This window comes from Parundibacterium terreum (genome assembly GCF_014636315.1).
Taxonomy (GTDB): domain Bacteria; phylum Pseudomonadota; class Gammaproteobacteria; order Burkholderiales; family Burkholderiaceae_D; genus Undibacterium; species Undibacterium terreum.
Map to the genome: position 1 here is coordinate 1,248,892 of NZ_BMED01000001.1, position 16,650 is coordinate 1,265,541.

The 16,650-nt window shown below is 55.3% G+C and carries 17 protein-coding genes; 10 read left to right on the forward strand and 7 right to left on the reverse strand.

Features of this window, described 5'->3' with window-relative positions:
* The first annotated feature begins 29 nt into the window (after positions 1 to 29).
* The 5 genes from IEW12_RS05845 to IEW12_RS05865 all read left to right on the forward strand — a co-directional run bounded on the left by IEW12_RS05845 (position 30) and on the right by IEW12_RS05865 (position 6,709).
* On the forward strand, positions 30 to 1,031 hold the full coding sequence (locus IEW12_RS05845) for an alpha/beta fold hydrolase (protein WP_188564998.1): 1,002 nt from the start codon (positions 30 to 32) through the stop codon (positions 1,029 to 1,031).
* 199 nt (positions 1,032 to 1,230) lie between these two features.
* Positions 1,231 to 2,052: an alpha/beta fold hydrolase gene (locus tag IEW12_RS05850; protein ID WP_188564999.1), complete on the forward strand. Its 822-nt coding sequence runs from the start codon at positions 1,231 to 1,233 to the stop codon at positions 2,050 to 2,052.
* Between the two features lie 60 nt (positions 2,053 to 2,112).
* Complete coding sequence (locus IEW12_RS05855) at positions 2,113 to 2,805, forward strand: dienelactone hydrolase family protein (RefSeq protein ID WP_188565000.1); 693 nt, start codon at positions 2,113 to 2,115, stop codon at positions 2,803 to 2,805.
* 215 nt (positions 2,806 to 3,020) lie between these two features.
* The gene (locus tag IEW12_RS05860) at positions 3,021 to 3,533 is read left to right on the forward strand and encodes a hypothetical protein (RefSeq protein WP_188565001.1); all 513 of its coding nucleotides are present in this window, start codon (positions 3,021 to 3,023) and stop codon (positions 3,531 to 3,533) included.
* A gap of 224 nt (positions 3,534 to 3,757) precedes the next feature.
* Positions 3,758 to 6,709 (forward strand): ATP-binding protein, encoded by a 2,952-nt coding sequence (locus tag IEW12_RS05865; RefSeq protein WP_188565002.1) that lies wholly within the window; start codon positions 3,758 to 3,760, stop codon positions 6,707 to 6,709.
* A gap of 185 nt (positions 6,710 to 6,894) precedes the next feature.
* Here the strand turns inward: IEW12_RS05865 and IEW12_RS05870 are convergent, their stop codons facing one another.
* Positions 6,895 to 7,536, reverse strand: a complete 642-nt coding sequence (locus IEW12_RS05870) for a TetR/AcrR family transcriptional regulator (protein WP_188565003.1) — start codon at positions 7,534 to 7,536, stop codon at positions 6,895 to 6,897.
* Between the two features lie 83 nt (positions 7,537 to 7,619).
* Here IEW12_RS05870 and IEW12_RS05875 point away from each other — a divergent pair, with 83 nt between their 5' ends.
* The 3 genes from IEW12_RS05875 to IEW12_RS05885 are packed head-to-tail and all read left to right on the forward strand — an operon-like array spanning position 7,620 to position 9,585.
* Positions 7,620 to 8,447, forward strand: a complete 828-nt coding sequence (locus IEW12_RS05875; protein ID WP_229750939.1) for an inositol monophosphatase family protein — start codon at positions 7,620 to 7,622, stop codon at positions 8,445 to 8,447.
* A gap of 37 nt (positions 8,448 to 8,484) precedes the next feature.
* On the forward strand, positions 8,485 to 9,162 hold the full coding sequence (locus IEW12_RS05880) for an NAD(P)H-binding protein (RefSeq protein ID WP_188565004.1): 678 nt from the start codon (positions 8,485 to 8,487) through the stop codon (positions 9,160 to 9,162).
* A gap of 3 nt (positions 9,163 to 9,165) precedes the next feature.
* Positions 9,166 to 9,585, forward strand: coding sequence for a cupin domain-containing protein (locus IEW12_RS05885; RefSeq protein WP_188565005.1), 420 nt, complete (start codon positions 9,166 to 9,168; stop codon positions 9,583 to 9,585).
* Here IEW12_RS05885 and IEW12_RS05890 read toward each other — a convergent pair.
* Positions 9,582 to 10,538: an AraC family transcriptional regulator gene (locus IEW12_RS05890; protein WP_188565006.1), complete on the reverse strand. Its 957-nt coding sequence runs from the start codon at positions 10,536 to 10,538 to the stop codon at positions 9,582 to 9,584. The two genes, IEW12_RS05885 and IEW12_RS05890, sit on opposite strands and share 4 nt — an antisense overlap.
* A 148-nt stretch (positions 10,539 to 10,686) precedes the next feature.
* Between IEW12_RS05890 and IEW12_RS05895 the strand changes: the two genes are divergently transcribed.
* Entirely contained in the window at positions 10,687 to 11,691 is a 1,005-nt protein-coding gene (locus tag IEW12_RS05895) for an oxidoreductase (protein ID WP_188565007.1), read from the forward strand.
* Positions 11,692 to 11,716: 25 nt separating this feature from the next.
* Here the strand turns inward: IEW12_RS05895 and IEW12_RS05900 are convergent, their stop codons facing one another.
* Positions 11,717 to 12,535 carry a class I SAM-dependent methyltransferase gene (locus IEW12_RS05900; RefSeq protein ID WP_188565680.1) on the reverse strand — a complete coding sequence of 273 codons (819 nt, stop codon included), beginning with the start codon at positions 12,533 to 12,535 and terminating at the stop codon, positions 11,717 to 11,719.
* 279 nt (positions 12,536 to 12,814) lie between these two features.
* Between IEW12_RS05900 and IEW12_RS05905 the strand changes: the two genes are divergently transcribed.
* Entirely contained in the window at positions 12,815 to 14,017 is a 1,203-nt protein-coding gene (locus tag IEW12_RS05905; protein ID WP_188565008.1) for an extracellular catalytic domain type 1 short-chain-length polyhydroxyalkanoate depolymerase, read from the forward strand.
* Positions 14,018 to 14,104: 87 nt separating this feature from the next.
* On the opposite strand, the gene IEW12_RS05910 is transcribed toward IEW12_RS05905, so the two are convergent.
* The 4 genes from IEW12_RS05910 to IEW12_RS05925 form a co-directional block, all read right to left on the reverse strand.
* Complete coding sequence (locus IEW12_RS05910) at positions 14,105 to 14,530, reverse strand: organic hydroperoxide resistance protein (RefSeq protein WP_188565009.1); 426 nt, start codon at positions 14,528 to 14,530, stop codon at positions 14,105 to 14,107.
* A gap of 126 nt (positions 14,531 to 14,656) precedes the next feature.
* On the reverse strand, positions 14,657 to 15,436 hold the full coding sequence (locus IEW12_RS05915) for an alpha/beta hydrolase (protein ID WP_188565010.1): 780 nt from the start codon (positions 15,434 to 15,436) through the stop codon (positions 14,657 to 14,659).
* A gap of 110 nt (positions 15,437 to 15,546) precedes the next feature.
* Complete coding sequence (locus tag IEW12_RS05920) at positions 15,547 to 15,738, reverse strand: hypothetical protein (RefSeq protein WP_188565011.1); 192 nt, start codon at positions 15,736 to 15,738, stop codon at positions 15,547 to 15,549.
* A gap of 146 nt (positions 15,739 to 15,884) precedes the next feature.
* Positions 15,885 to 16,322: a MarR family winged helix-turn-helix transcriptional regulator gene (locus tag IEW12_RS05925; protein ID WP_188565012.1), complete on the reverse strand. Its 438-nt coding sequence runs from the start codon at positions 16,320 to 16,322 to the stop codon at positions 15,885 to 15,887.
* Positions 16,323 to 16,650: the final 328 nt, after the last annotated feature.

A 16,650-nucleotide genomic window follows, 5' to 3' on the forward strand; every position in this document is an offset into this window, starting at 1 on the left:
TCTTTCAATCAATCGAACGGGAGTACGACATGGAAACGAATAAATCTTCATCCGAAATCGCTGCATCTCGCCGCTCATTGCTGCGTGGCAGCGTAGGCGCACTTGCTGTTGCCGCAGTGAGCTTGCCAGGAATGAGCTTATCTGGAACTGCCAATGCGGCAGACTCGAAGTCAACCCACCACTCAGGAGAAACTAACATGGAAAGCGGATTTATCACACTGAAAGACGGCGTCCAGATCTTTTTCAAGGATTGGGGCCCCAAGGATGGCCAGGTGGTATTTTTCCACCACGGCTGGCCATTGACCTCGGACGACTGGGACAGCCAGATGATGTTTTTCCTTGCCAACGGCTACCGGGTCGTCGCCCATGACCGCCGCGGCCACGGCCGCTCCACCCAAACATCGACCGGCAACAACATGAATACCTATTGCGCCGACGTGGCCGAAGTTGTTGCGGCGCTGAAATTGAAAAACGCGATTCATGTCGGCCACTCGACCGGGGGCGGCGAAGTTACCCGCTATGTTGCGCGCTACGGCAAAGGGCTGGTCAAAAAAGCCGTCATTATTGGTGCCATACCTCCCGTCATGATCAAGTCCGACAAAAATCCTGATGGCGTGCCGAAGGAAGTATTTGACGGTATCCGCAACGGCACCGCATATAACCGATCCCAGTTCTACCAGGATATCACCATCCCATTCTACGGCTACAACCGGCCCGGAGCCAAAGTGCTGCAGGCAGTGAGAGATAACTGGTGGCGCCAGGGGATGATGGGCGGCATCAAGGCTGCCTATGATTGCGTCGAAGTGTTCTCGGAAACCGACTTCACGGAAGATCTGAAGATGATTGATGTTCCTGTGCTGGTCATGCACGGCGAGGACGATCAGATCGCTCCATTCCAGGTCACCGGCAATAAATCGTGGAAACTGCTCAAGCATGGCCAATTGAAATCCTATCCCGGCTTCCCGCATGGAATGCCGACTACGCATGCCGAAGTCATCAATGCCGACTTGCTCGCGTTTTTTAAAGCCTAGCTTTGATTGATGGTGCGGCTTGCGCCGTGCATGGAGAACGCCGTGCCGCATTGGCGTCTCCATGCGGCGTCTCCACGATAGGCAGCCTGGCACATTGCAGCATTGCTGTAGCCGCGTTTGCCGCAATCCGGGCCGCCCTATGTTTTCGGGATCGGCAAGCAGCCGATACCCCGCTCATCAACGCCAAGGAGCGCGCGCCATGAACTACGTTACCACTAAGGATGGTACGAGAATATTTTATAAGGATAGGGGCACAGGCATGCCTGTCGTGTTCTCGCATGGCTGGCCGCTGGACGCCGATGCATGGGATGCGCAGATGCTGTACTTGCTTCACAGGGGTTATCGTGTTGTTGCACATGACAGGCGTGGCCATGGCCGGTCGGATTTACCTGCCACAGGCCATGACATGGATACCTACGCGGATGACCTGGCCGCTCTGTTGGAAGAACTGAACTTGAAAGACGTTATGCTCGTTGGACATTCAACCGGCGGAGGCGAAGTCGCAAGGTATATTGGCCGCCACGGTACAAAACGGGTGTCAAAAGTTGCCCTGATCAGTGCTATCCCGCCGCTGATGCTGAAAACTGCCGGCAACCCCGGCGGCCTTCCTGTATCGGTGTTCGACGAAATTCGCCACAGCACGATGTATGACCGGTCGCAGTTCTTCAAAGAATTGGCGTTGCGCTTTTATGGCTACAACCGGCCGGGTGCGGACATCAAGCAGGGCGTGATTGATTCATTCTGGGGCATAGGCATGCTGGGAGACATCCATGCCGAATATGAATGCATCAAAGCGTTTTCTGAAACCGACCTCACCGAAGATTTGAAGCGATTCAATGTGCCGTCGCTGCTCATCCACGGCGATGACGATCAAATCGTTCCCATCGCGCAGTCTGCCCTGCTTGCGGCCAAGCTGGTCAAGAATTCGACACTCAAGATTTATCCGGGGGCGCCGCACGGACTTTGCACCACGTTGGCAGAGGCAGTAAACGCAGACCTGCTGGCGTTTTTAGCCGATTAATTTTTCGTTGAAAGACCATGCACTACCGCATTGTCATTTACTCTTTTTAAAGGAATTGCAATGGAAACCGATCTCAAAATCCACACTCCGGACGGCAGCTTCTCAACCTATGTAGCCTATCCGAAATCGCTGCCGGCACCGGCAGTCATTATTCTTCAGGAAATTTTTGGCGTGAATCCGGATATGCGCCAGACCGCGGACGAGTTGGCAGCGGAAGGCTTCATCGCGATTTGCCCTGATCTCTTCTGGCGCCAGATTCCGGAGGTGCAGTTGTCCGATAAGACCGACTGGGAGACAGGCCTGAAGCTATATCAGGCCTATGACCTGACCGAAGGTGTCGCCGACATCGTATCGACCATGCACGCTGCGCGCGCCATGAAAAACGGCACCGGCAAAGTTGGCGTGATGGGCTTCTGCCTGGGTGGGCTGATGACTTACCTGACCGGGGCACGCGCCGGTTTCGATGCCGGCGTCTGGTATTACGGCGGCCGGACCGAGGAATTCTTGTCGGAGGCAGGCAATTTGACCGATCCCTTGTTAATGCACGTCGGCTCGGAAGATGAATACATTTCAAAAACAGCACAGAGCGCGATCAAGGAGGCGGTAAAAGACAACTCCAAGGTTGAAATGCATATCTATGAAGGATGCTCGCATGCGTTCGCAAGACATCGCGGAACCAAATTTGACGAAGACGCCGCCAAAATTGCCAATGCGCGCACGGCGGAATTTTTCAAGCAGCATTTGAAAAAATAGTTAGGGCAATCGCCAAAAGCGGGCGTGAATTGCAGCAAGAGGTTGATTAAAACCTCTTACTTGCAGACCTGCCCGCAGACTTTCCCTATGTACCGCGCCGAAGACCTTTGCCATCCGCAAAAATCGGTTCGCTTCAGCACCGGTTCAATTTGGCCCATTAAGAACAATAAGGACAAGATTCCCACCCGGTAAGAACGTCGTCGAAGGAGAAAATCATGAACCCATTCTGGAATCAACTCTACGGATTAATTGCCGGCGGTTTCGTCGGCGGCTTGGCCGGGTTCGTGACAAACAGGATACAGGGGCGCTTTCAAATGGGATCGGCTAGATCCTCCGTTGCAAGGGCATTGAGGGCTGAAATTGGCGCGCTCAGTGGCCGCATCGAAAAAGAGTACCTGGTAAGGCTAAACATAGAGATTGAGGTTTTGAAGCAACAACGCAGCTACCCCAGCCATCCGTTTCGCGGCCTCAGGGAACATGCCCAAATATTTCATGCACTGGGACCTGCCATTGGAAATTTGCCAACTGCCCTCGCCAAAGACGTTGTGTGCTGGTACATCAGTTTATCGATCTATCAGGAGCGATCCAACGAACTGCATGAATTATCGATTACCAATAGCCCAGACTTCATTGATTATGCGATCGAAGTAAGCGAGCTTCAGCACGCGTCATTTGCTCAACTGGTTGAGATGGCCTGCCCCTTGATTCAAAAGCTGTCCAGGTATTAGAGCCTGGACGGAGTGCAATTTCGCATTGCAGCCAGCCAATGCCAATTTAATATCATTATGCTCACGGCAAAATGCTGCCGTCGAACTGTGGCTTTTCCATTGAATAAACTGCGCAACGCTTCGACAATTTAATATTACTTAAGCTATGCTTTTGATTGGTAAGGAAAAGACCAAACTGACACCAAGAGGCTGGGCAGCGAAATCGCTCCATAAGGGGATGCAAATTGCAATCAGAAGCGCAAAAAGTGATCGACTCGAACATGCAGGCGCCTTGCGTATCCCTCTCCTCTCCCGCGGAAACACCATCCCCCTACCAAAACGATGAGCTCATTTTTGGCGATTGCTCCGTTGCACGGGCACGCCGTCGCCTGGCACGGCATGACCGGCCTGTCGAAGTGGGAGACCGGGCATTCGATCTCTTGATAGCGCTGATGGACGCACAAGGCAAGGTGCTCACCAAAGATCAAATCATGGAACAGGTATGGCCTGGCCGTATCGTTGAGGAAAATACCCTGGAGGGGCAAATCTCTTTATTGCGCCGGGCTCTGGGGGAAGACAGGGTCGCGATCCGAACGATAGCAGGCCGGGGATACCAATTTGTTGGTGAGCTGCGAAGGAAACCGGCGCAGCCTGAACAAGCATCGATTCAGGCATCGATGCGGCCGGCCGAGCCTGCACTACCTGCACCTCACGCTGCGGTTGCGAACCTGCCTGCGAGCGTATCAAAACTGATCGGGCGGGAAGTCGCCTTGGGCGAAATCGCCGAACTGGCCTTACTCAATAGACTCATTACCTTGGTCGGCACAGGAGGCATCGGCAAAACACGTCTCGCCATTGAGTCTGCACGCCGTATAGCCGAGCGATTCCCGGATGGCGTCTTTCTGGTGGAGCTAGGCTCGGTCAAGTCACCGGAGTTTGTGCCGGTTGCGGTAGCCCTTGCCTTGGGACTGGCTCCGGGGGATGGAACAGCCTCCCTGGACCGTATCGTATCGGCCATGCACGCCAGGAAGCTGCTCCTGGTCATTGACAATTGCGAGCATTTGATCGATGCGGTGGCCGAACTGGTGGACCGTTTATTGCGCTCAGCACCGTTGGCATCGGTCATCGCCACGAGCAGGGAGGCCTTGAGAGCCGATGGAGAATATGTATACCGGGTAGCATCGCTGGAAATCCCGCACGACGACAATGCGGATCCGGGCAAGCTGATGCAATATGGCGCGCTACAGATGTTTGAAGCACGTTTGGGTGCTTATAAATCGGAGAAAGCCCCGCTGCAGGCCGCTGTGCTAAAGATACGCATTTGCCGACGCCTGGATGGCATTCCGCTCGCACTCGAATTAGCGGCCGCGCGTGTGCCGGTTCTTGGCTTGCAAGGCGTGGCAGACCGCTTGCTGGATCGCTTTCAACTGTTGACGAATGGCGCCAGAACCGCCCTGCCGCGCCAGCAAACCCTACGCGCCACCCTAGACTGGAGCTACGACCTCCTGCCCCCCGCTGAGCGCACGGTGCTTGGAAGGCTGAGCGTATTTGCCAATGGGTTTTCCATTGAAGATGCGCAAGCGGTCGCAGCCAGTCAAGAGATCAATCCAGATTCGGTATTTGACTGCGTGGCGAACCTTGTCAGCAAGTCGCTCATTTCCCCGGATCTGAATGAGGGCTCCACGCAATTTCGGCTGCTGGAAACTACGCGTGTCTACGCTAGGGAAAAACTCATTGCGGAAGGCGGCCTGAACGAAGCCTCGCTGCGCCATGCGGCCTATTTCCAACGCATATTTGTAAGCTGTGAAGAAAGTGCCAGCGAAGGGATGACCGCTGAATGCCGCACCCGCTATTCCCATCATCTTGAAGACTTTCGGGCCGCTGTTACCTGGGCCTTGAGTGACGGCAGCAATGTCGATGTCGGGGTAAATCTGACGGTATCCTGGTTGCCTCTGGCTTTGCAATTGGGCCTGCTGGAAGAGTGCCTGGCCCGGGTCGATACCGCGCTGTCATGGATTGATCCGGTGGGCGCCAGCATTGACGAACGACGGATGAAGCTGTATGCCGCGCGCGGCGCAGCTCTGCTGTACCGCACAGGTGGGGAGCAGACAGGCGTCGCTTTCAAATTGGCATTAGACATTGCCGACAGGATAGGCAACCTCGAATACCAGAAGCGTGGAGTGTGGGGTTATTGGTGCTATTCGTATCTGAATGGCCAGTACGGCACAGCCTTGGAGCTTGCGCATCGTTTTCTGGAGCTTTCTTCGGCCGACTCGCATCAGTGGGACCATTTAGTGGGCCAACGCATTTTGGGAATTACCCATTTATGCCTTGGCAATCTCGCCAAATCCCGAGCTTCGCTGGAAAGCATGCTGGCCGGCCATCCCAAAAACGCAAGCATAGAGCATAGAATTCGATTCCTCTATGATGAAAAAATGCTTGCACATGCTTCTCTCGCGCAAACTCTATGGCTCTCCGGCTTTCCAGACCAGGCGATGAAAGTCGCCATGGATGCGCAAGATGAGGCAATTGAACTGGATCACCTGCCGTCACTTTGCTTCGCATTAAGCGAAGCAGTATGCGTCATCTCCCTGTTGAACGGAGACAATGAGGCGCTGGCAAGAGCCAATACCGCGCTGACCTCTGCCACCCGCCAGCATGGCGTATCCACCTGGAAAGCGCGCGCGCGCATGTGGGCCGCGCTTGAATCTTTGCAACAAGGAAATTTGGATGCCTACGATTACATCATACTGCCTGCACTTTCCGAAATCGGCGATGCGCAGTTTTTTATTTCACTGTGCCCTTTTCTGAGTGGCACCAGTATCGCCCTGGGCAAGCATGGCCGCATCGCTGACGGATTGAGCTTGATACGGCCGGCAATCGCCCGTGCCCAAGTCAATGGCGATGCAACATCCCTGGTTGAACTTTGCCGTGCGAATGCCGTGCTGTTATTAATGCAAGGCGGCTTGGAAGCGGAAAAGTGTGCCGAGGAACAATTGATGGCTGCGCTATCAAGCGCCAGCGAACAGCACTTTCTGGGTTGGGAACTTCGGTGTGCGGTTTCGCTGGCTGGGGTATGGAAGCGGCAAGGAAAATTAAACTCATCCAACCCGACACTAAAAGCTGTGGTCGGCAAATTTACCGAAGGCTATACGACCGCCGATTTGATCGCTGCAGCCGATTTGTTGAAAGCATAGGTCTCACTCTTAAGATAACGAAAGGTTTCTGATAAGCGCCACGCTCCCTGCTACCGCGCGATATCCCCCATTTCCACCAGATCTTCCAGCGCACCATTCACATACAGTCATTGTTTTGATGCATCTTCCCGCACCGCCGAGAAAAATCTATGTAGCGCCAGTCGGCCAACCTTGCGCCTTTCAGATCATCGCTTACCAGCTTCATGTTGTGAGGCAGAATAAAGTATATAGCCGAATACGGCCTTCCTCACTCTGGCGACCAGCGCCGGCTCATTTGTCTCTCCGCGCTGGCCCGCCGCATCCACCAGCGCCTTGACGATGGAAGCCAGATCGCGGGAAGTTGTTGCCAGGTCCTTGCGCGCCACCATACCCGTACCCGCCAGGCAGCGCTCAAATTTCTTTGCTATCTCGCGCCCCATGCGCACGTAGTCTTCGCTCATCGGCAGGCGAATTTCCTCCACATCCAGCAAACGCGCCAGGCCGGGCCGCCTGAACTGGTGTTTGACAGCGGCGCGGATCAGCAGCTCCAGCCCTGCATGCGGGTCATTGGTGATTTCAATTGAATTGACATCCTCCAGCAATTGCTCTGCCTCTCTATTGATCAGCGCGCGGGTAATCGCATCCTTGCTTGGAAAATACTGATACAGCGAGCCTATGCTCACGCCGGCCAGCGCAGCAACGGCGTTGGTGGTGTAGGCAGCGAGCCCTTCCGTCTCAAGAATGCGAGCTGCCGCCTCCAGAATTGCGGCAACCGTGGCGACCGCGCGCCCCTGGCCCGGCGTTTTACGGGGCGTAAGCGATGGATCTTCAGTTTTTTTTGAGGCCATTGGAAAGCGAGTATTCAATGTGAGCTAAAGCTCATATTATGACATCCAGCTTCTTAATGAAAGAAAAATCAAAGGAAAAAATGATGACAACGAATACTCAGCAAACTCAGCAAAACATGAATGAAGAAGGCATATTACTGGCACAAGTCGTACAGATCATCCAGTCTGCCGGCCAGCGCCTGAAGGAACGCTACTCTGCCGGCGCCCGCCCGCGCAATGCGGAAAATCTGGTCGCAGCGCTGGACGCCAATGATGCCGCTTCGCTCGACATCCTACGCGACGCGCTTTCAGCGGCCCGGCCGGGTGCGCAGTGGGCGGAAGATGAGGTGGAAGGCGGCATGTTGCCCGCCGGAGAATGGTGGATAGTCGATCCGGTCGAAGGCAATATCAACCACATTCACGGGATGGAGGATTGGAGCGTGACCGCAACCCTGGTACGCGACAATATCCCAGTGTTGACGGCCATTTACCTGCCTCTGAGCGGGCAGACCTACACAGCGATACGCGGGCACGGTGCATGGCTGAACGGCTCCCGCCTGCATGCCTCGGTTAAAACCGCATTAAATACCGCGCTGGTAGCAACAGGCCAGGCAAAACCAGGCGAAGGTAAGGAGACTTACCGCCGCATAGGCCAATCCGTGACTGCCATGCTGGAGGCAGCGCTCGTCGTACGCGTCTCGGTACCGGCCACTTCGCAACTTCTGCATGTCGCTGCCGGCAGCATGGACGCGTTCTGGCAGTTCAGCAACGTCCGTTCCGGGCTGGTGGCCGGTGCCTTGCTGGCAGCGGAAGCCGGCGCAATCGTCACGGATACGCATGGACGGCCATGGACACTGGCCAGCGATAATTTCCTGGCGAGCGCCCCTGCCGTGCATGCAGACGCGGTCGCAGTCTTGTGCACCATCGTTTAAAAAAACCTTCCCATAAAATTCATACAGAAAGTTCACTATGTCCCGATATGCAGTCATTGGCGCCAGCAGTGGCACCGGATTAGCGCTGGTGCGGCATCTGGAAAGCCAACAGCTTGCCGTACGCGCGATATCCCGCCATCCACCGCAGAAGAGCGAATTCATCGAACCCTATGCCGCCGATATTACCGATGCCAAGGCAATCTCAGCGGCGCTGGACGGCCAGTTTGATGCGGTTTTTTTTACAGTCGATATCCACGGCCTGTTCAACTCGCGGGAAAGCATACGCGCCGTGATGTACCAGGGCTGCGTGAATGCGATACAGGCTTGCGAAAGTGCCGCAACCAAATTTGGCTCTGCACCAAAATTCATCCTGCTCTCCGTCATTGGCGCCAACCAGCCGTCCTGGGTCTGGCATTTACTCAATGCAGCCAAGCGCGGCATGCAAAAAAATATTCTCGACCGCGAGCAGGCACTGCAGAACAGCAGCCTGCCCTATATCATCTGCCGGGCGCCAAAATTAAGCGATACAGCGGCCAGCCAGACGGCTATCGCCGCCACTCCCCCGCAGCACAAACTGGACATGGCGATGGGTATCGCACGTATAGACCTGGCACGCACGCTGCTTCTTGCTGCCGGCCATGCTCCCGGACATTCTAGCTGGGACGTATACGCCGATGCGGCAGGCCCGGTGCCCAATTGGCTGCGAACCGCATGATGAATGCACTGCCCCATCGTGATACCCGGCAACCGCAATTTTGTCCTATCCGGCAAGGCTATTTTTTCGCACAATAAGGCTCCCATCATCACGGAGCCCCTCTTGTCCAAGCATCAACTCACTCAAATCGCCGCCGGCTTGCCGGCATCCTGGGCTTCGCAACTGGTAGGCACGGCCGGGCCTGCACGCATCAAGGTCGTACGCATGGATGCGCAAGCCTATCATGAAGAAACCCATGCGCAGGATGAGGCTTTACTGGTGCTGGACGGGCAGATGCTGCTGAGTGTTTCTGGCCAGGAGATCAGGGTCGGCGCAGGTGAGCTTTACATCGTCCAGGCAGGCACCCCACATGCGGTACTGGCAGGCAGCAGCGGCACGCTGGTGATTATTGATACGGCGGCCACCGCAGTAGCATCGTGTTAGTCTTGCTGCGCCAAATCTGTATGCTCGTTTGCGGCAGGCTCGGAGGCCGTTAAGCCAGAGCGATATTCCCTGGGCGGGAGTCCCATTACCCGCTTGAATGCATTGCTGAAGGCGCTTTCAGATTCGTAGCCGAACGATAGCCCTATGGAAGAGACAGATGCCTTGCTGTTTGCAAGACTCTGGCCCGCCAGCCGCATGCGCCAGCGCAGCAGGTAATCCAGCGGGCTCGTCCCGACCAGATTTTTAAAGCGTAATGCGAACGCAGAGCGCGACATGCCCACCGAACTGGCCAGTTCTGCCAGGGTCCAGCGCTGGGTAGGCGCTCCATGCATCAAGCCAAGTGCGGCGCCTATTTTTGCGTCGGCCAGCGCTGCCATCCAGCCGGATAAAGCACGGGTATCGCTGGCCAGGTAGGCACGCAGTGTTTGCACCAGCATGATATGGGCCAGATGCTCCGCCATCGTGGAGGTGCCGATTGCATCTCCCAACTGCTCGGCGGCCAGGCGCTTCAGCACCCACAGCAGTACATCGGCCTGGTCGGAGCCCGCAGGAATATGGATCAGCGGCGGCAGGCTATCCAGGAAAAAAGCCGCGTTTGCGGCATCCAGGCTGAATTTGCCGCCTATCAGCAAGGTGTCGGGATTATCGCCATATTGCACCGCCCGGTTAACGACACGCGCATACAGTTCACGCGCATCCACCACAGGCAATGCCAGATCGCTAGCCAGTTTATACGGGCGGCCATCGGTCAACAGATAACAATCGCCGGCCCGCAACTGCACCGGCTGCCCACTTCCCTCCATCGCCAGCCAGCAACTTCCTTCTGCCAGCGTATTGAACTTGAGTCCTTTATAACCGGGGAATTGCAGACACCATTCTCCACCCACGGCGAGGCGTGCAGAGAGCACACCGCGCGCATTCAATAAAGACAATACATCCGATAAGGGATCCATAGATAGATTTTTGGACGATCCAGCAAAATTTAAAGATTATTCTGCATGGATTATCCAGGCAACGGCGAATATGATCAAGCACCGACTGACGAAGCCGCTCAGCAAGCAGCGAACGGCGCAGCCATGATTTCTTCTTATAGGAGCCACGATGAACACCGCACAAAACAGCACTCAAAATAGCCAGCAGTCCCAGATAAACTCAGGCTTTGGCAAGCACACCAGCGCGCAACAGGCACTGGGCGGCGTCGATCTGAGCGGCAAGATTGCGATCGTGACCGGCGGCCACTCCGGACTGGGCCTGGAAACCACCCGCGCGCTGGCCGAGGCCGGTGCCCACGTGATCGTCGCCTCGCGCTCGCCGGACAAGGCGCGGGCGGCGCTGGCTGGTATCCCACGCGTGGAACAGGGCGTGCTCGATCTGCTCGACCCTACCTCCATCACCCGGTTTGCACAGAACTTTGTCGCTTCCGGCCGGCCTTTGCACATCCTGGTCAACAATGCGGGGATCATGGCTCTGCCGCTGCAACACGACAGCCGCGGTTATGAACTCCATTTCGCGGCAAATCATCTTGGCCATTTTCAGCTGACGGCGGGATTGTTGCCGGCCTTGCGCAGCGCGGGCAATGCCGGCGGCGCCCGCGTGGTTTCCGTATCCTCGCGTGGACATCACTTTAGCGGCGTGTCGCTTGAAGATACGCATTTCCAGCACCGGGAATATGACAAATGGAAAGCCTACGGCCAATCAAAGACCGCCAATATCCTGTTTGCGCTGGAACTGGACAAGCGCGGTGCACGCCACGGCATACGCGCGTTCTCTCTCCATCCTGGCCGCATTTTGGATACCGACCTGAAGCGCTATCTGAGCGATGAAGACTTGCGGACCATGGGCGTGCTGGACGAAGAAGGCCAGCTCATCAATGCAGAAAGGTACAAGACCCCCAACCAGGGCGCAGCCACCAGCGTATGGTGCGCAGCAAACCCGCAACTACAGGGTCTGGGCGGGGTGTATTGCGAAGACGCCGACATCGCGCATGCAGTAGCGGCAGATTCCAAGGAAGATTTCGGCGTGAAGCCATGGGCCATCGACCCCGGGTTTGCCGAGCGCCTGTGGTCCATCAGTGAACAGCAGACCGGCATCACCTTTACGCTCTAAGCCATCTGAGGTGCCCGGTTGCCCATCAGCGATCAACGGTAACGATATGCGCCTGTATCTTGCCTATCACCGGGCCGCGTCCGAACATCATTGCAATGGCCGCCTCGGCGGCGTCGGTCGCCTCTTCCAGCCTGTCTTTGCCGCGCGCCTCTATCTCGCCGCGCATGGGGGTACCCTGGCAAAGGGCAATGGCCGGAATGCGTGCAGATTCAGCCTGGCAGCGAACCGGCACCGTGGCAATACGTGGCGGCTCGGTGAAGCCGCCGGCCCTCAGGTCTTGCACAATTTGCGCAAAATCATGATAGCCGTGCGGCGTGCGCACCATGAAGCGCGGCGGGTCTTGCGGAAAAACCTCGGCCAGCGCCGTCGTCACCACGTGCGCAAATTCGTTTTCTTCTATGCGGTCCCACACGTTGAAGATGAAGATGCCGCCCGGGCGCAATACCCGCTTCGCTTCTGAAAAAGCCTTGGCCTTATCCGGGAAGAACATCACGCCGAACTGGCACACCACCGCATCAAAGCTCGCATCGTCAAAGGGCAATTGCATCGCATCGGCCTGGCGCCACTCAACTGCGCGCTGGGTGCCGATACTGCTGGCCATATCCAGCATGGCCTGGTTCAGATCAGTGGCGACAATCTCCACTTTCGCGGGCAAGGCCGATGCGAGTTTGCGCGTGACAACGCCGGTGCCTGCGGCAATTTCCAGCACGCTGGCAAGCGGCCGCGCAAGCAGCCGGCTCACCAGATCTGCTGCATACGGTTCAAAGATCAAGGGCACCAGATAATCTTGGTAGCACTTGGGAACGGAGCCGCTAAAGACTTTGTCGGTATCCGGATTGTTCATCATGTCTCCTCTTGCATCCAAGCGCCGTCAGTGATGCGTCTTGCCAATAATGGTGCACCAGAAAGTAAGCGCCTGATCTTACAAGCGGGAAAGCCCGCGTCCGATGCGGAAAGCACTCACGATTCAGTAATATTGCAGTGCAACCAAAGAGCACAAAACTTTTAAACGAGGAATGCCTGCTGAGAATTATAGGCCGCTCGCCGCAGTATCAGGCTGCGATCTGAAAAATCTCTGCCACCTTACTCCCCGTCATTATTTTTTCCTTAACCAGGACACATCATGCTGAAAGCTTTTGGCCGCTCATTGTGGAAAAGCATCGCGCGCGCCGCCAGGACACAGCAGCGCACGACGAAAAAACTGGCGACCGCGCTGCTGGCTTCTGCATCACCCGCAAAGCGCCCTGCCCGGAAGAAAGCTTCTGCCAAGAAAACATCTCCAGGAAAAGTCGCATCCAGCCGGGCCCAGCAGACCAAGTCCAAACCCAAGGCACAGGCCGGCCCTGCCCCGCTACCCGGAAAATGGCTGGCGTCTTATTACACGCAAGTACCGGATGCAGAACATTCAGGCACGAGGAGGCTTGCCTATTGGCTTTACATTCCACAACGTGAGCACACAGGCAAGCTGCCGCTGGTGGTAATGCTGCACGGCTGCGGCCAATCCGCCACGCAATTTGCGACAGGATCGCGAATGAACCAGGTGGCCGAGGAACAAGGCTTTGCGGTTTTATATCCGCAACAGTCCTTGCGCGGCCATGCAAACCGCTGCTGGCCCTGGTATGACAAACGGGTGCAGGAAGGCGGCGGCGAGACACTGCTGTTGAGTGGCCTGATAGACAAGGTGGTACAAAGCAACGGGCTTGATGAGACGCGCATCTACGCGGCGGGCCTGTCTGCAGGCGCCGGGATGGCGCATATCCTGGCGCTCGCCCTGCCTGACAAAATAGCTGCAGTGGGCCTGCATTCAGGACCTGTATTTGGCGCCGGGCATACTGCCGTGGGCGCCTACTCCGTCATGCAGCACGGCTCGGCCAAGGCCGCCGCAGGCGCGATCAAACTGCTACCCAATCCGCAAGCCAACATGCCGGCCATATTGCTGCAGGGCTTGGCCGACAAGATCGTACGCCCGATTAATCAGGCGCAACTGGCACAACAGTTCATCACGATGAACCGGCTCGATGCAGCACATGCGATGCCGTTACGCAGCATCGCCGCCGGGCGAACAAAAACCCATCCGCGCCACGCACATCAGATCCTGGATTACCGCATCGGGCGCAAAACCATGCTGCGGGTATGCGCGATCAGCGGGCTGGAACATGCATGGAGCGGTGGCGATTGTTCCGCAGCATTCAGTGCCTGTGAAGGTCCCGATGCAAGCAAGATGATGTGGGATTTTTTTAAGCAGCATAGAAAACCGGCGCTGCGTGCAGCTCAAAGACCGACGGTACAAGACGGTCTTGATAGTACTAGTCAACAAAACCGATAAAGACTTTGCCAATGCCCGCTCGTGAAAAAACCGGCACGATCATGAACCGTGCCGGCTTTTTTATCGCGAAGCGATCAGGACAGTGGATTACACGATTGTCAGAGTCACGTCGATATTGCCGCGTGTTGCATTGGAATAAGGGCAAACGATGTGAGCAGCGGCTACCAGTTTTTCTGCGGTAGCGCGGTCCATGCCTGGCAGGGATATTTTGAGTTCCACTTCGATACCAAAGCCGGTTGGGATCGGGCCGATGCCGACTGTACCATCAACGGTCACATCTGCTGGCACGGCAATCTTGTCGCGGCCGCCGACGAATTTCATTGCACCGAGGAAGCAAGCCGAATAACCGGCAGCAAACAATTGTTCTGGGTTGGTGCCTACTGCACCAGAGCCGCCCAGTTCTTTTGGCGTAGTCAGTTTGACGTCCAGTACATTGTCGGACGATACGGCACGGCCTTCACGACCACCAGTGGCTTTTGCGTTTGCGCGATACAGAACATTTTCGATAGACATGATAATTTCCTTTAAATGAATGAGTGATGAAGCAAATTAAGTATTACTTGAGTATTACTGAGCGGTGTGCCGGCGGTGTTGGCCGCCGGCGGCCCGCTTTAAAGCTTGAAAATTAACGCTTAAAGATTAACGATTCACTGCGGTCATGATCACATCCGCGACTTTCTGTGGCTGGGACACCATGACGGAGTGGCTGGCGCCTGGCACAACGGTAGTTACGGCTTGCAATTTTTTAGCGAAATCACGTTGCAGGCCTGGATCGATCATGCGGTCGTTGCCGGCAACGACGTAATAGTTAGGTTTGTTTTTCCAAGCAGCAAAAGTGATTTGTTCGCCAAAGGCTTTCGCAGGGAACAAGCCTTGGGTTGCAGCTAAGGCTTTTGCGGTTTTTGCTGGGATATCCTGCGCAAAGTTGGCGATATAGGATTCATCAGGCAGCGTCAGATCACCGTTTGCATCTGGTTTCAATGTAGGGATGCCTGGTGGCAAAGGATAGTCTTTACCTACTGTACCCAGGGCCTGGCCTTCTGAAGGAGCAAAGGCGGCAACATATACCAGTGCCTTGATCTTGTCGCTGACGCCGGCTTGTGTAATAACCGCACCACCCCATGAATGGCCTACCAGAACGACCTTGCCGGTTTGTGCATCGATCACGCGTTGTGCTGCGGCAACGTCATCTGCCAGTGAAGACAGTGGGTTTTGCACAGCAATCACTTTCACGCCCTTGGCTTGCAGCAGAGGGATAACGCCGCTCCAGCTAGAACCGTCGGCAAACGCGCCGTGTACCAGGACCACCGTAGTGTCATTCACTGGCGTGGTAGCAGCAGTTTGGGCAAATGCAGGAGCAATAGCGGCAGCAGACAAGATGACGGATGCCAGCAGAGTACGTTTGATAGACTTATTCATGATAATTCCTTCCAATGAGTGATTTTTAATTTCACGCTAATAATTAGCGCACTAACTTAATGTCTGGCATCTCGCTCGTTTGTGCTGTGCCATGAACACACTTTAGTACACTAATCGTTAGCGCGCAAGTTATTTTTCAAAATATTTTCAAAAAATTTTTCTGCGCCAGTAAAACGCTTAGAGGCTGTTGCGAAATTAGCCTGGCTCGGCGTCGCCGACGAAGACAGTGCTTTAGCCCCTTTGTCCCTATAGGGAAAGAGTATTGCCTTGTAGGGCAATACCGTTACGTAGGCGAGCAGCATGCTGCTCGAAACCCCTACTACACCGGCTAGGAGGGCGTAGCAGGGAATTCGTGCAACATGTTGCACGCCTGCGTAGCGACATTGGCTTATCAGCCAATGTGCGCCCTGCAAGGGCAACAACGCCAGGGTAATTTCACAATAGCCTCTTAGTTATCGAGGTTCTTGCTGAGCTTAGTCATGCCGCTCATCATCTGCTCAACATCTTCCATCGTAATGCCGGAAGCCTGGGCAATGCATTGGCTGACACGGACACCATCCGCGCGCAAGGCCTTGCCTGCTTCGGTCAGGGTTAGTACCCGGTTGCGTTCATCCTGGGGATCGCGGCTGCGTATGACGTAGCCCACCGCTTCCAGGCGCTTTACCAGCGGCGTGATGGAACCGGGATCTTGCTGCAGCCGTTCAGCCAGGTCTTTGATACCTATGCCCTCTTCTTCCCACAATACGACCATGACCAGGTATTGCGGATAAGTTAAGTTCAGCTTAGCCAGCATGGGCTTGTAGAGCTGGGTCATCTTCAGGGACGTGGAATACAGCTTGAAGCATAAATGCTGGTCAAGTCTGGGAGGGAGTGCGCGCGCGTTCATGGTAGTTATCCTTTCTAAAGCAAATAGATTAGCGCACTAATAGTTTAGACGCAAATTACGATGCTCTTTTATCAAATCCCAAGGTTTGCTCTTATCCCCTATCCGCCGTCCCCTCCCCCCCTACAGAAAAAACAGCCAATGCTAAAGGGCATGCTTCTCGTTGGTTCCTGATACATGTCAAGCTGTCAAAAAATGTAGTTGCCTAGTGGAAATTAAATCTATACATTGCAAATTATCATGAATTTTCATTTTGTCATGTATTCTCTGCGAGTTAAATGGACTGACTCAACTAACACAAGGAACCGTTGATGACGGGAATATTTTTATT

Coding starts and splice junctions, on each gene's coding strand:
- IEW12_RS05845 (WP_188564998.1), top strand. CDS start 30: ATGGAAACGAATAAATCTTCATCCGAAATCGCTGCATCTCGCCGCTCA.
- IEW12_RS05850 (WP_188564999.1), top strand. CDS start 1,231: ATGAACTACGTTACCACTAAGGATGGTACGAGAATATTTTATAAGGAT.
- IEW12_RS05855 (WP_188565000.1), top strand. CDS start 2,113: ATGGAAACCGATCTCAAAATCCACACTCCGGACGGCAGCTTCTCAACC.
- IEW12_RS05860 (WP_188565001.1), top strand. CDS start 3,021: ATGAACCCATTCTGGAATCAACTCTACGGATTAATTGCCGGCGGTTTC.
- IEW12_RS05870 (WP_188565003.1), bottom strand. CDS start 7,536: ATGGCCTCAAAAAAAACTGAAGATCCATCGCTTACGCCCCGTAAAACG.
- IEW12_RS05875 (WP_229750939.1), top strand. CDS start 7,620: ATGACAACGAATACTCAGCAAACTCAGCAAAACATGAATGAAGAAGGC.
- IEW12_RS05880 (WP_188565004.1), top strand. CDS start 8,485: ATGTCCCGATATGCAGTCATTGGCGCCAGCAGTGGCACCGGATTAGCG.
- IEW12_RS05885 (WP_188565005.1), top strand. CDS start 9,166: ATGCACTGCCCCATCGTGATACCCGGCAACCGCAATTTTGTCCTATCC.
- IEW12_RS05890 (WP_188565006.1), bottom strand. CDS start 10,538: ATGGATCCCTTATCGGATGTATTGTCTTTATTGAATGCGCGCGGTGTG.
- IEW12_RS05895 (WP_188565007.1), top strand. CDS start 10,687: ATGAACACCGCACAAAACAGCACTCAAAATAGCCAGCAGTCCCAGATA.
- IEW12_RS05900 (WP_188565680.1), bottom strand. CDS start 12,535: ATGAACAATCCGGATACCGACAAAGTCTTTAGCGGCTCCGTTCCCAAG.
- IEW12_RS05905 (WP_188565008.1), top strand. CDS start 12,815: ATGCTGAAAGCTTTTGGCCGCTCATTGTGGAAAAGCATCGCGCGCGCC.
- IEW12_RS05910 (WP_188565009.1), bottom strand. CDS start 14,530: ATGTCTATCGAAAATGTTCTGTATCGCGCAAACGCAAAAGCCACTGGT.
- IEW12_RS05915 (WP_188565010.1), bottom strand. CDS start 15,436: ATGAATAAGTCTATCAAACGTACTCTGCTGGCATCCGTCATCTTGTCT.
- IEW12_RS05920 (WP_188565011.1), bottom strand. CDS start 15,738: ATGCTGCTCGCCTACGTAACGGTATTGCCCTACAAGGCAATACTCTTT.
- IEW12_RS05925 (WP_188565012.1), bottom strand. CDS start 16,322: ATGAACGCGCGCGCACTCCCTCCCAGACTTGACCAGCATTTATGCTTC.